Origin of the sequence: Agromyces cerinus subsp. cerinus (assembly GCF_900142065.1) — a bacterium.
Classification (GTDB): Bacteria; Actinomycetota; Actinomycetes; order Actinomycetales; family Microbacteriaceae; genus Agromyces; species Agromyces cerinus.
This window is the reverse complement of sequence record NZ_FSRJ01000001.1, coordinates 25,137-38,149: the sequence shown is the minus strand read 5'-3', so window position 1 is coordinate 38,149 and position 13,013 is coordinate 25,137. Positions and strand designations below refer to the sequence as shown.

13 protein-coding genes and 1 pseudogene are annotated in these 13,013 nt (G+C 72.8%); 9 read left to right on the top strand and 5 right to left on the bottom strand.

Translation table 11 applies throughout. From position 1 onward, the window contains the following. The first annotated feature begins 26 nt into the window (after nt 1–26). The 5 genes and pseudogenes from BUR99_RS00180 (at nt 27) to moaA (ending at nt 4,475) form a co-directional block, all read left to right on the top strand. Nucleotides 27–434, top strand: a complete 408-nt coding sequence (locus BUR99_RS00180; RefSeq protein ID WP_074258405.1) for a TOBE domain-containing protein — start codon at nt 27–29, stop codon at nt 432–434. Beyond that, complete coding sequence (gene modA / locus BUR99_RS00175; RefSeq protein WP_074258404.1) at nt 431–1,252, top strand: molybdate ABC transporter substrate-binding protein; 822 nt, start codon at nt 431–433, stop codon at nt 1,250–1,252. The genes BUR99_RS00180 and modA overlap by 4 nt, the downstream gene beginning before the upstream one ends. Before the next feature lie 98 nt (nt 1,253–1,350). Next, nucleotides 1,351–2,130, top strand: coding sequence for an ABC transporter permease (locus BUR99_RS00170; RefSeq protein ID WP_074259361.1), 780 nt, complete (start codon nt 1,351–1,353; stop codon nt 2,128–2,130). Beyond that, nucleotides 2,127–2,703, top strand: a pseudogene (locus BUR99_RS20655) (ATP-binding cassette domain-containing protein); the annotation flags it as partial. The gene BUR99_RS00170 and the pseudogene BUR99_RS20655, both read left to right, overlap by 4 nt. Nucleotides 2,704–3,365: 662 nt before the next feature. Beyond that, nucleotides 3,366–4,475 carry a GTP 3',8-cyclase MoaA gene (gene moaA / locus BUR99_RS00160; RefSeq protein WP_084183475.1) on the top strand — a complete coding sequence of 370 codons (1,110 nt, stop codon included), beginning with the start codon at nt 3,366–3,368 and terminating at the stop codon, nt 4,473–4,475. A gap of 33 nt (nt 4,476–4,508) precedes the next feature. Here the strand turns inward: moaA and BUR99_RS00155 are convergent, their stop codons facing one another. Both BUR99_RS00155 and BUR99_RS00150 read right to left on the bottom strand, forming a co-directional pair. Next, on the bottom strand, nt 4,509–4,922 hold the full coding sequence (locus BUR99_RS00155; protein WP_074258403.1) for a molybdenum cofactor biosynthesis protein MoaE: 414 nt from the start codon (nt 4,920–4,922) through the stop codon (nt 4,509–4,511). A 71-nt stretch (nt 4,923–4,993) separates the two neighbouring features. Next, nucleotides 4,994–6,160 (bottom strand): ThiF family adenylyltransferase, encoded by a 1,167-nt coding sequence (locus BUR99_RS00150; protein ID WP_234980695.1) that lies wholly within the window; start codon nt 6,158–6,160, stop codon nt 4,994–4,996. Between the two features lie 155 nt (nt 6,161–6,315). On the opposite strand from BUR99_RS00150, the gene BUR99_RS00145 reads away from it, so the two are divergent. The 4 genes from BUR99_RS00145 to BUR99_RS00130 are packed head-to-tail and all read left to right on the top strand — an operon-like array spanning nt 6,316 to nt 8,839. Continuing rightward, nucleotides 6,316–6,564 (top strand): MoaD/ThiS family protein, encoded by a 249-nt coding sequence (locus tag BUR99_RS00145; RefSeq protein WP_074258401.1) that lies wholly within the window; start codon nt 6,316–6,318, stop codon nt 6,562–6,564. A 10-nt stretch (nt 6,565–6,574) separates the two neighbouring features. Continuing rightward, on the top strand, nt 6,575–7,876 hold the full coding sequence (locus BUR99_RS00140; protein WP_074258400.1) for a molybdopterin molybdotransferase MoeA: 1,302 nt from the start codon (nt 6,575–6,577) through the stop codon (nt 7,874–7,876). Continuing rightward, entirely contained in the window at nt 7,869–8,345 is a 477-nt protein-coding gene (moaC, locus tag BUR99_RS00135; protein ID WP_074258399.1) for a cyclic pyranopterin monophosphate synthase MoaC, read from the top strand. The genes BUR99_RS00140 and moaC overlap by 8 nt, the downstream gene beginning before the upstream one ends. Then, on the top strand, nt 8,342–8,839 hold the full coding sequence (locus BUR99_RS00130) for a MogA/MoaB family molybdenum cofactor biosynthesis protein (RefSeq protein ID WP_074258398.1): 498 nt from the start codon (nt 8,342–8,344) through the stop codon (nt 8,837–8,839). Before moaC ends, BUR99_RS00130 begins: the two co-directional genes overlap by 4 nt. A 115-nt stretch (nt 8,840–8,954) precedes the next feature. Here BUR99_RS00130 and BUR99_RS00125 read toward each other — a convergent pair whose 3' ends face one another. From BUR99_RS00125 to BUR99_RS00115, 3 genes are all read right to left on the bottom strand, one after another. After that, nucleotides 8,955–9,635, bottom strand: coding sequence for a phosphatase PAP2 family protein (locus BUR99_RS00125; protein ID WP_074258397.1), 681 nt, complete (start codon nt 9,633–9,635; stop codon nt 8,955–8,957). Between the two features lie 74 nt (nt 9,636–9,709). Then, on the bottom strand, nt 9,710–10,984 hold the full coding sequence (locus BUR99_RS00120) for a multidrug effflux MFS transporter (protein ID WP_074258396.1): 1,275 nt from the start codon (nt 10,982–10,984) through the stop codon (nt 9,710–9,712). Between the two features lie 182 nt (nt 10,985–11,166). After that, nucleotides 11,167–12,873 (bottom strand): FAD-dependent oxidoreductase, encoded by a 1,707-nt coding sequence (locus BUR99_RS00115; protein ID WP_074258395.1) that lies wholly within the window; start codon nt 12,871–12,873, stop codon nt 11,167–11,169. Between the last annotated feature and the right edge of the window lie 140 nt (nt 12,874–13,013).

The following is a 13,013-nucleotide window of genomic DNA, read 5'->3' as shown; positions in this document are numbered from 1 at the left end:
GCATCTGCGGAAGTATTGTCCATTTCATGACGCAGTATCGGATCAGCGAAGCGGCCTCGCTCGTCGGAGTGAGTGACGACACCATCCGCCGATGGGTGCACGAGGGCCTGTTGCATGCCGAGAAGGATGCCGCGGGCCGCCAGGTCGTGCCCGGCGCCGAGCTCGCGGCCCGGGCCGTCGAGATCGCTGCGGGCTCCGAAGATCGCAGCGGCGTTCTCCGCAGCGCGCGCAACCGGTTCGTCGGTCTCGTCACCCGCGTCGAGATCGACGGCCTCATGGCCCAGGTGGAGCTGCAGTGCGGGCCGCACCGGGTCGTCTCCCTCATGTCGGCCGAGGCCGCACGGGAGCTGCGTCTCGAGGTCGGCTCGAGAGGGGTCGCGGTCGTCAAGGCGACGATGGTCGTCGTCGAGACCGAGACGGACCTCCGCGGATGACCCGGACCCGTCGTGTGCTCGTCGCGGCGTCGGCCGCGATCCTCGCCGTCGCGTTCGGCGGTTGCGCCGGCGGGGGCACCGCGCCCTCCGCCGATCCGACCGGGTCGTCGGACGCGACGACCTCGGAGCTTCGGGGCGGGCTCACGATCTTCGCCGCCGCCTCCCTCAGCGGCGCGTTCGACGAACTCGCCGCCCGCTTCGAAGCGCGGCACCCGGGTCTCGACGTCGCTCCGATCACCTACGACGGATCGTCGACTCTCGCGACCCAGCTCGTCGAGGGCGCCGCCGCCGATGTCTTCGCCTCGGCCGACGACCGCACCATGGCGACCGTCGCCGACGCCGGCCTCATCGACGGAGAGCCCGAGACCTTCGCCTCGAACGTGCTCGAGATCGCGGTGCAACCGGGCAACCCGTTCGGCATCGACGCGCTCGACGACCTCGGTGCGGCGGCATCCGCTCACCCGCTCGTCGTGCTCTGCGCCCCGGAGGTGCCGTGCGGCCATGCAGCGCAGACGCTGTTCGATCGCGCCGGGGTCGACGTGACGCCCGTCAGCGAGGAGCAGAACGTCAGCGCCGTGCTCACGAAGGTCCGCTCGGGTGAGGCCGATGCCGGCCTCGTCTACGTGACCGACGTGCAGGCCGCCGACGGCGCGGTCGAGGGCATCGGGATCGACGGTGCGGATGCCGCGACCAACACCTACCCGGTCGCCGCGCTCGCCGACGGCGCGAATCCGTCGGCAGCACGCGAGTTCGTCCGGTTCGTGCGCTCCGCGGAGGGCGCCGAGGTGCTGGCCTCCTTCGGATTCGGTCCGCCGTGACCGACCTCGCCCGCAGGGAGCCGGTCGGGCGCGGCAACGTCGCCGGCCCGGCCGGCGATGTCGCTCGCGCGCCGGGCCCTGCCGCACGTCGTGCGTCCCTGCCGCCATGGATCCTCGTGCCGGCGGGCCTCGCCGTCGCGGTGCTCGTGCTGCCGCTCGCCGCCCTGCTCCTCCGGCTCGACTGGGCGAGCGTGCCCGCCGCGGTGACCTCGCCGGCCGCACTCGACGCCCTCGGCCTGTCACTCGTCACCGCGACGATCGCGACGGCGGTCTGCGTCGTGCTCGGCGTGCCGCTGGCGTTCGTCGTCGCCCGCAGCTCCCGGCCGGTCGCGGCGGTGCTGCGCACCCTCTCGACGCTGCCGCTCGTGCTGCCGCCGCTCGTGGGCGGCATCGCCCTGCTCGCCCTGCTCGGCCGGACCGGCCTGTTCGGCGGCGCGCTCGAGGCATTCGGACTGCGGGTGCCGTTCACCACGACCGCGGTCGTGATCGCGCAGACGTTCGTGGCGCTGCCGTTCCTCGTCATCTCGGTCGAAGGCGCCCTGCGCACCGCAGGCACGGGCTTCGAGTCCGTCGCCGCGGGACTCGGAGCCCGACGCTTCACCGTCTTCCGCCGCATCACCCTGCCGCTCATCGGCCCGGGGCTCCTCGCGGGCACCGTGCTCTGCTTCGCCCGAGCGCTCGGCGAGTTCGGCGCGACCGCGCTGTTCGCCGGCAACGCGGCCGGCACGACGCGCACGATGCCGCTCGCGATCTACACGGCGTTCAACGGGGCGGGCGTCAGCGAAGACACGGCGATCGCGCTCTCCCTCATGCTCATCGTGGTGGCGGTCGCGGTGCTGCTCGTCATGCGCGGCTGGCGCGAGGACACCGCGCGATGAGCGGTGGAGCGAGCGGCGGGGGCAGCGCGGGCGGCGCCGTCTCCGCGACGTCCGCGGGCCTCGTCGCCGATGTCGCGGCATCGATCGGCGCGTTCGAGCTGCGCGCCCGCATCGAGGTGGCACCGGGTGAGATCCTCGCCGTGCTCGGACCGAACGGCGCGGGCAAGTCGACACTTCTCCACGCGATCGCCGGCACGGTGCTGCCCGACTCGGGCAGCGTGCACGTCGGCGGACGCGAACTCACGCGGCGCGGGGCCGGGCCCCGCTCGGCGCAGCACGACGTCGCCCCCGAACAGCGCCGAGTCGGCCTGCTCGGGCAGCAACCGCTGCTGTTCCCGCACCTGAGCGTGCTCGAGAACGTCGCGTTCGCGGCGCGAGCACGCGGCGCGCGCACCCATGCCGCGCGGGCGGCGGCGCGAGCACGGCTCGAGCAGTTCGGCCTCGCCGAACTCGCCCTGCGGCGGCCGCGGCAGCTCTCGGGCGGTCAGCAGCAGCGAGTGGCTCTTGCGCGCACGCTCGCCGCGGAACCCGAGGTGCTGCTGCTCGACGAGCCGTTCGCCGCGCTCGACGTGCAGGCCGCCGCCGAGATGCGCGAGCTGATCTCCGGCGTTCCCGGCTCCGCTCGCATTCCGGTCGTGCTCGTCACCCACGACCCGCTCGATGCGATCGTGCTCGCCCGACGGTCGGTCGTGCTCCAGGAGGGCCGCATCGCGGCCGACGGGGCGACCTCGGAGGTGCTGGGGCATCCGACGACGCCGTTCGCCGCCGCGCTCGCGGGGGTGAACCTCGTCGTCGGCTCCGTCGACGACGAGGGCTGCGTCGTGGTTCCGGCGACTCCCTCGGCCCACGGCCAGGGCGTTCCGCTCTTCCGTCTCCGGGGCTCCGCCCCAGGCACCGGCACCGGCGACACGGACCCGCCGGTCGGCTCCGCGGCATCCGCCGTCTTCAGCCCCGGCGCGGTGCACGCGGCGCCCGCGGACCATCGCGCGCCCGCGGCATCCGCCGTCAATCGCTGGACCGGCACCGTCGCCCAGTTGCGCCCCGTGCCCGGAGGTGTACGCATCGGCATCGCCGAACTGCCCGATCTCGTCGTGGACGTGCCGTCGGCCGCGGCGGTCTCACTCGACCTCACGACGGGCGCGCGGCTCGACTTCACGATTCCTGCAGCGGAGGTGTCGGTGCGGGCGCTGCCCGCCTCGGTGTTACGGTAGACGCCACGAACAGGGGGTGCTCCCGTGACGTCGAGATCATCGGTCGATCCGCCCCGTTCCAACGGCGGTTCGGGCATCGGGGCGCGGCGCCTGCCCGCGACGGGTCGGCTCGCCGATCGCCTCGACCGGCCGCTCCGCGACCTCCGCATCTCGGTCACCGATCGCTGCAACTTCCGCTGCGTGTACTGCATGCCGAAGACGGTGTTCGGGCGCGACTACGCCTTCCTCGAGCGTGAAGAGATGCTCGACTTCGACGAGATCACCCGCCTGGCTCGCGTCGCCGCGGCGCACGGGGTCGAAAAGCTCCGGCTCACGGGCGGCGAGCCGCTGCTCCGACGCGGCATCGAGGAGCTCATCGCACGTCTCGCCGAACTCCGTACACCCGACGGCCGCCCGCTCGAGATCGCGCTCACCACCAACGGCGCCGCGCTCGCGGTGAAGGCCGACGCGTTGAAGGCCGCCGGTCTCACCCGCGTCACCGTCTCGCTCGACTCCCTCGACGACGACGTGTTCCGCGCGATGAACGACGTCGGCTTCCCGATCGCCAGGGTGCTCGACGGCATGGAGGCCGCCCGCGCAGCAGGCCTCGGCCCGATCAAGGTCAACATGGTCGTCAAGCGCGGCGTGAACGACCACGAGGTGCTGCCGATGGCCCGCCACTTCCACGGCACCCCGTTCAGCCTGCGATTCATCGAGTACATGGACGTCGGCACCTCGAACGGCTGGAGCCTCGACGAGGTCGTGCCCTCGGCCGAGGTCGTCGAGCGCATCGGCCGCGAACTGCCGCTCGAGCCAGTGGGGGCCCTCGTGCCCGGCGAGACGGCGGCCCGCTGGCGCTACCGCGACGGCGGCGGCGAGATCGGCGTGATCTCGAGCGTCACGAAGGCCTTCTGCGGCACCTGCAACCGCGCCCGCATCTCGACCGACGGCCGGCTCTTCACCTGTCTGTTCGCCTCCGAGGGCCACGACCTGCGCGCGCTCCTGCGCGGCGGCGTCGACGACGAGGGGCTCGCCGCCGCGATGGCTGCGATCTGGGGTGCGCGCGACGATCGCTATTCCGAGGTCCGGGCCCGCCTCACACCCGAGCTGCGCGACGCGCGGCCGAAGATCGAGATGTCCTACATCGGCGGCTGACCGGCCGCGGTTCACCGGTTCGCGGGCACTGCCTCAGAGCCCGACCCACTCCGAGACGCCGTCGACGAAGTGCTGCCGCTTCCAGATCGGCACCTGCTGCTTGACGAGTTCGACGAGGCGTTCGCACGCGTCGAACGCCTCGGCACGATGCGCAGCGGATGCCGCAGCGCAGAGCGCCACGTCGCCGATGCGGAGCTCCCCCACCCGGTGCACGGCCGCCACGGCGATGCCGGTCTCCGCGGCGACCTGGCGCACGCAGTCGGCCAGGAACCGCTCCGCCTCGGGATGCGCGCGATAGTCGAGGGCGAGCACGCCACGCCCGCCGTCGTGATCGCGCACGATGCCGAGGAACACGACGAGGGCACCGCTCGCGTCGGCTTCGACCGCCGCGCGCACGGCGGACTCGTCGATCGGCTCGGCCGTGACGAGGGCCAGGGGTTCGTTCATGCGGGCAGGGTTCCTCACGCGGTCGGATTCAGGGTCGACGGATGCCTCGTGCTCCGGGCTCATCTCCGGGCTCATCGCTGCACGAGTTCGCCGGCGACGGCGGCGAAGCCCGCGATGCCGCCCGCGAGGTACTCCACCTCGGTGACGCCGCGGTCGCGGAGGAGCCGGGCTGCGCGCCGGGAACGCAGGTCGTGCTCGCAGTAGACGACGACCGGACCCGATCCCGGCGTCGGACCCGCGCCCCCGGCGAGGGCGGCGAGCGGCACGAGCACGCTGTCGCGGATGCGCCCGCGCTCGGCCTCCTCAGGTTCGCGCACGTCGAGCAGGGTGAACGCGGCGCCGTCGCGAAGGCGTTCGAGCAGGCCCGCCGCCGTCACGGCCGGCACCGCCGGCGCGGGCGCGGGCGCCGCGTCATCCGTCGCCTGCTGGGCCGTTCGCAGGCCGCAGAACGCCTCGTAGTCGATGAGGTCCGTGATCTCGGGGGCGTCGGCGATCGCCGAGTACGCGATCTCGCGCGACCGCCCCGAGAGTGCGTCGACGGTGGTGACCCGGCCGATGAGCGGCTCGCCGACGCCCGTGATGAGCTTCACGACCTCGGTCGCCATCAGCCCGCCGACCGTGGTGCAGAGACTCGGCAGCACCCCGCCGGCCTCGCACGAGAGCACCTCGTCGGGCGAGGGCGGCACCGGGAACAGGTCACGGTAGCCCGGCCCGTGCGCGTGCCACGCGGTGCCGACCTGGCCGTGGAAGCGCAGGATCGCACCCCAGACGAGCGGCACCCCCGCGAGCGATGCGGCGTCGTTGACGAGGTAGCGCGTCGGGAAGTTGTCGCTGCCGTCGACGACGAGGTCGTAGCCGGCGAGCACGTCGCGGATGTCGGCGGCGGTCAGTCGGCGGCGGTGGCGGACGACCCGGCACTCGGGGTCGATCGCGGCGACCGTCTCGGCGAGCGAGTCGACCTTCGCACGGCCGAGGTCGGCGACGCCGTGGCTCGTCTGCCGATGCAGGTTCGAGAGTTCGACGACGTCGTCGTCGACGATGCCGATCGTGCCGACGCCCGCGCCGGCGAGTGAGGGCACCACGGCGCTGCCGAGTCCCCCGGCGCCCACGACGAGCACGCGAGCCGCCGCGAGCCGCCGCTGGGCGAGTTCGCCGAAGCCCGGGAGCATGAGCTGCCGGCTGAATCGCGCGACGCGCTCGGCCGCGAGCGGCGGGCCGGGCTCGACGAGCGGGTGCATGCCCGCCATTGTACGCAGCGCCTCGATGCACGGCCGAGGCCTCGCGACCCCTGCCCGATCGCGGTGGCCGGCAGCGCAGCAGACCTCGGTCCCGGCTCCGAGGTCTGCGCGCAGCAGCCCGACTGCCATGGCACCGCTGCCGGTAGCATCGGGGCATGACGATCGTGACCGTGCGGTACTTCGCCGCCGCCGCCGAGGCGGCCGGTCGCGACGAGGAACGGCTCGACGTGAGCGACCCCGCCACGCTCGGCTCGCTCGGCGCACTGCTCGTCGAACGCCACGGCTCGGCGATGGCCAAGGTGCTCGCCTCGGGCTCGTTCCTCGTCGACGGCACGGTGCGACGCGATGCCGACCACCCGGTCGCCGCGCAGGTCGACATCCTGCCGCCCTTCGCGGGCGGCTGATCCGAGGCACATGATGCGGACCTTCGCCGAACACCAGCACGCGGTGCGTGAACTCCTCGCGCCGATCCGGGCCTCGCTCGGCGAGCCTGCAGGATTCGAGCGGGTGACGGTGGCCGGGCATGACGGCAGTCGCGGGCCTGCGGCGCTCGGGCGCGTGCTCGGGCTCGACGTCGTCGCCCCGATCGACCTGCCCGCCTTCGCGAACTCCCAGATGGACGGGTACGCCGTGATCGCCGCCGATCTCGTCGGCGCTGCCCCCGGCACGCCCGTCGTGCTCCCGGTCGGTGCCGTGACCGCCGCGGGCGACCACGTGGCGCACCACGCTCCCGGCACCGCCACCCCGGTCATGACCGGAGCCCCGATCCCCCTCGGCGCCGACGCCGTCGTCCCGATCGAGGCCGCCGACCCGCCCCGGTTCCCCGAACTCGGCGCCGACCGGCGCACCGCCGCGGCAGAGGCCGTCGTCGCCTTCGACCGCCCCGCCCCGGCCGGCGCCTTCGTGCGCGGCGTCGGCACCGACGTGGCCCGTGGCGAGCGTCTCCTGCCCGCCGGCATCCGCCTCGGCCCGGCCCAGCTCGGCGCCCTGGCCGCCGCCGGGGTCACGACGGTGTCGGTGCGCCGGCCGGTCTCGGTGCTGCTGGTCTCGACGGGGCACGAGCTGCGGGCACCGGATGCATCGCTCGACTCGGGCCAGATCCACGACGCCAACACGACGATGCTGGCGGCCGCCCTCCGCGAGAGCGGCGCGAGGGTGCGCGAGGCCATCTCCCCCGACGACACGGCGGCGCTCACCTCGATGCTCGCGGCATCCGCCCGGCACGTCGATCTCGTGGTGACCACCGGAGGTGTCAGTGCCGGCGCGTTCGAGGTCGTGCGCGAGGCGCTCGCGCCGCTCGGTGTGGAGTTCGCGAAGGTCGCGCTGCAACCCGGCGGGCCGCAGGGTCTGGGGCTCGCCCGGTTCCCGGCGACCGGCGATGACATCCCCGTGCCCGTCGTCGCGTTCCCCGGCAACCCCGTCAGCGCACTCGTCTCGTTCGAGCTGTTCCTGCGCCCCGTGCTGCGGGCGTTCGCCGGCCTCGCCCCCGACCGGCCGCGTGCGCGACTTCGACTCGCGCATGACGTGACCTCGCCGCTCGACAAGCACCAGGTGCGTCGCGGGGTGCTCGACGGCGCCGGCGACGTCGAGGTCGGAGCGCCGAGCTCGCACCTGCTGCACGCCTACGCGAACGCGACCGTGCTCGTGCACCTGCCCGTGGGTGTCGGCGACCTGCCGGCCGGCGCCCACGTCGACGTCTGGAGGATCGATGACTGAACCACGCCTGACCCATCTGCGCGGCGACGGCTCCGCGCACATGGTCGACGTCACCGACAAGGCGGTGACCCGGCGCACGGCGAGCGCGCAGGCCGTGCTCGTCACGAGGATCGACGTGGTCGACGCCATCGCCGACGGCAGCCTGCCGAAGGGCGAGGCGATCGGCACCGCGCGCATCGCCGGCATCATGGCCGCCAAGCAGACGTCGACGCTCATCCCCCTCTGCCACCCGCTGCCGCTCACGAAGCTCGACGTCGACATCACACCCGAGGGCGATCGTGTGCGCATCGTCGCGACGGTCACCACGAAGGGCGTCACCGGCGTCGAGATGGAGGCGCTGACCGCCGCGACCGTCTCCGCGCTGACCCTCTACGACATGATCAAGGCCGTCGACAACCGCGCGGTCGTCACCGACGTGATGGTGCTCGCGAAGGCCGGCGGCAAGAGCGGCGACTGGTCGCGCGAATGACCCCGGCCGAGCGGATGCCGCGCACCGCCGTCGTCATCGTCGCGTCGACGCGTGCCGCGGCGGGCGTCGCGGTCGATGGCACCGGCCCGGTCATCACGGGGTGGCTGGCCGAGCGCGGCTTCGACATCGTCGGCCCCGAGGTCGTCGCCGACGGCCTGCCCGTCGCCGACGCGCTGCAGCGGGCGCTGGCCGGCCACCCGTCCGTCATCGTCACGACGGGCGGCACCGGGGTCTCCACGAGCGACGGCACGCCCGAGGCCACGGCTCCGCTGCTCGATCGCGAGTTGCCGGGCTTCATGGAGGAGCTGCGTCGTCGCGGCGCGGCGACCACGCCGACCGCCCTGCTCTCGCGCGGCCTGGCGGGCGTGTCGGGGTCGACGCTCGTCGTGAACCTCCCCGGCTCCGCCGGCGGGGTGCGCGACGGACTCGGGCTGCTCGGCGAGGTGCTCGAGCACACCCTCGATCAGCTCGCGGGCGGCGACCACTCCGCCTGACCCCGCGACGCGGTCGCGAGCGCCACCTGCTCGACGCGAGCACCTCTCGACGCCCGCACTCCCGTCGAGACGACGCATCTTGTCGGAATCCGCCTCGGCATTCCGACAACAGGCGTCATCTCGATGCCTGCCCAGCGGGCCAGGCGAGCCGTTCGCGTTCGAGCGGGAGCGCCAGCAGCGCCCAGAGCAGCAGCGCGACGCCAGCCCCGGCGAGTGCCCCGCCGACGGTGTCGGTCAGCCAGTGGGCGCCGAGGTAGGTGCGGCTGTACGCCATCAGCACGGTGTAGACCGCGCCGAGCACCCACACCCAGGTGCGTGGCACGATCACGCCGACGACGACCGCGATCGTCGCCGCGTTCGCGACATGGCCCGAGGGGAACGATCCGAAGTCGGAGGTGACGATCATGTCCTCTGGCCGCGCACGCCCGAACAGGTGCTTCAACACCTGCACCATCCCGGCACTCGCGGCCGACGCCACGATGAAGTACAGCGCACCCCAAGGTCGCCGCACGACGAGCAGCACGATCGCCGCTCCGATCGGCACCACGAACACCCCGATGAATCCGCCGCCCAGCGTGTTCATGGCGTAGGCGAACCACTCCCCGAACGGGGTACGCGTGCTCACCACGAACTCCGCCCACGCCTCGTCGATGGCGAAGCGATTCTCGCCCGACGCCGTCAAGGCGAGCACGCCGAGCAGGCTCGCGAGCACGAGTGACACCACGCCGGCGACGATCGGCACCCGACGCGCGACCCGCGGCCGGGTTCCCGAGGTCTCCACCGGTTCGAGGCTCATGCCCTCACGCTACCGTCGGGCCCGCGGCATCCGCGTGATGCCGGCGACCGATTCGGCTCGGATGCCCCGCGCGCTCAGTCGCTCAGCGGCGGCACGGTCTTCGGGCGCACGAGCAGCCACAGCGCCGCGATCGCCACGATGCCCGCGAGCAGCATCACGAACGCCATGGGCACGGCGCTGCCGACGCCCATGAGGCCGATGAGCGGCGAGATGACGCCGGCGAGGCCGAAGTTCAGGGCACCCAGCAGCGACGCCGCCGTGCCGGCCTCCGCGCCGTGGTGCGCGAGCGCGAGCACCTGCACCGCGGGGAAGGCGAAACCGCACGCGAGGATGTAGAACCACAGCGGGATCGCCGTGCCCCAGAAGCCGCTGCCCGACGCGTCGAGCGCCATGATCGTCGCCGCCATCGCGAGGTGCACGACCGTGGTGCCCGCGAGGATCCACTGCGGCTGCACCGAGCCGCGCATGAGTCGGGAGCTCGTCTGCACGCCGATGATGACGCCGACCGAGTTCACGGCGAAGAGCATCCCGTACTCCTGCGCATTGAAGGCGTAGAGGTCCTGGAAGAGGAACGAGGAGGTCGAGAGGTACCCGAACAGGCCGGTGAATGTCATGCCGCCGATGATCGCGGCGCCGAGGTAGACGCGGTCGCGGAAGAGCGCCGCGTAGCGGTCGCGGAGCGTCGAGTGTCCCGAGACCTGCCGGCGCGACTGGGGCAGGGTCTCGACGATGAAGAAGGCCACTGCCACGACGACCACCGCACCGTAGATCGCGAGCACGACGAAGATGCCGCGCCAGTCCATGACCTGGAGCAATTGCGAGCCGATGACCGGGGCGAGCACGGGCGCGAGCCCGTTCACGAGCGCGAGTCGGGAGAGCATGCGCACGAGCGGCTTGCCGCCGAAGAGGTCGCGCACCATGGCCATCGCGACCACGCCGCCGGCGGCGGCGCCGAAGCCCTGCAGCAGGCGGAAGACCGAGAGCCACACGATGTCGGGCGCGAAGGCGGCAGCGAGGGATGCCGCGATGTGCAGCGCCGTCGCGAGGATGAGCGGCAGGCGCCGACCCACCTTGTCGCTCCACGGGCCGACGATGAGCTGGCCGAGACCGAATCCGATCATCGTGCCGGTCAGGGTCAGCTGCACGGCCGAAGCCGAGACGCCGAGCTCCTGCTGCAGCACCGGGAAGGCGGGCAGGTAGAGGTCGACCGTGAAGGGCCCGAGCGCCGTGAGGGCGCCGAGCACGAGCACGTAGACGAGTCGCTGCCGGCTGCTCAGCCGGTCGCCCGGATGCGAGGGCTGGACGTAGTCGTCGGGACGGATGACGGGGATGGAGGAGGTGGAGGACATGCGTGTTCCAGGCGTGCTCGGATGCGGCGGCGCACGCCCTCGGACGCCGGGAGATGGGGAGGCGGCGCCCCGATGGGACGCCGCCTGGTGCGATTCGGCCGTCGCGCGGCTCGAATCGATTCGACTCGTTCGAGTGTAGTCGAGGGCACCCGCCCCGAAGCAAGTCCCGATCGGGACGAACGCTACACGGTGCGCGCCTCGTCGGCGCTGTCGGCACCGGCAGCGGTCTCGCCTCCCACGAGCGAAGACGCCGCGTGCACCGCGGCGAGGTACCCGAAGACGGCGGCCGGCCCGATCGTCGAACCCGGGCCGGGGTAGGTGCGTCCCATGACGGAGGCGGTCGTGTTGCCCGCCGCGTAGAGTCCCTCGACGACGCGGCCGTCGATGTCGATGACGCGGGCGTGCTCGTCGGTGAGCAGCCCGCCCTTGGTGCCGAGGTCGCCCGGCACGAGCTGCACCGCGGTGAAGGGGCCCTTCTCGAGCGCGCCGAGGTTGGGGTTCGGCTTCACCCACGGGTCGCTGTAGTAGCGGTCGTAGGCGGTGCGGCCCCGCCCGAAGTCGGCGTCGACGCCCGTGCGGGCGAACCCGTTGAACCGCTCGACCGTCGACAGGAAGGTCGCACGGTCGACGCCCATCTTCTCGGCGAGCTCGCCGAGCGTGTCGGCATTCACGACCACGCCGTGCTCGACGAGCGCCTTGCCGCCCATCAGCAGCGCGCCGAACATGTACCGCTGGCGGTGCCGGCGCTCGACGACGAGCCACGACGGGTTCGCGGGCGAGACCGCGTCGCGCTCGAGCAGGTGGTGGCCGAAATCGATGTAGCTCTCGGACTCGTTGAGGTAGCGGCGGCCCGACTGGTCGACGACGAAGCCGAACGGGTCGGACCGCTCGTTCAGCACGAACTGCGCCTGCTTTCCAGGGATCGGCACCGAGGCGCCCCACCACGCGTCGTCCATGAGCGCGACGTCGGCGCCCGCGGCCATGCCGGCCTCGATGGCCGTGCCGAGATCCCCCTCGGCCGCCGAGGTGTACCCGGGTATGCCGTGGTACTTCTGCCGCCAGGCCGTGTTCGCGGCGAACCCGCCGGCGCCGAGGATCACGCCTCGGCGAGCTCGGATGCGCTGCACGCCGCCGGGCGTCGCGACGACGGCGCCGACGACGCGCCCGAGCTCGTCCTTCACGAGCTCGGTGAGGGGGCTGTTCAGGAGGAGCTCGACGCCCTGCTGCTTCGCGATGGCGCCGAGTTGCAGCATGAGCCCGCCGCCGAAGCCGTAGAGCTTCTTGCCGGTGATCAGGCCGCCGAGCGTGCGGAACACGAACCTCGCGCCGCGGAAGAAGCCGGAGAACGACGACCACGCGCGCATGAGCAGCCACACGTCGTCGGTCTGCATGGGGGCGGGAATGGAGTCGCCCGTTCGCGAGGTCGCCTGCCAGTCGCCGAGTCTTCTCGCGTCGAACGGCTTGGACTCGATGCCGCGCCCGATCTTGCCGCCGGGCCGGTCGGGGTAGTAGTCGGGGTAGTCCTTCGCGACGGCCCAGCGCACGCCGAGCTGCTCGAGGCGCGTGACGAGCTCCGGGATCGTGTCGACGAACGCCGCGCGTCGCTCGGGCGAGCTGGCGGGCCCGATGGACTCGCTCGGGCCGATCGCGGATTCCAGGTAGGTCAGTGCCTCCTCGCGGGAGTCGGCGATGCCCGTGCGGCGCATGATCGGGTTGTTCGGCATCCACAGCCCGCCGCCGCTGCGCATCGTGGTGCCGCCCCAGCGGTCGGTGCTCTCGACGACCAGCGCGGAGAGCCCTCGATCGGCCGCGGTGATGGCGGCGGTCATGCCGGCCGCGCCGCTACCGGCGACCAGGACGTCGACCTCGCGGTCCCAGGATTGCGTCATTGCTCCTCCTTCGACCGGACAACGGTGTCCGGTTGTTCGGATGAACGCTAACACTTCCGAAATGCGAGCGGAAGGGCGAGGCGACGCTCCCGGCACGACGAAGGGCGCCTCCCGTGAGGGAGACGCCCTTCGTGTGCTTG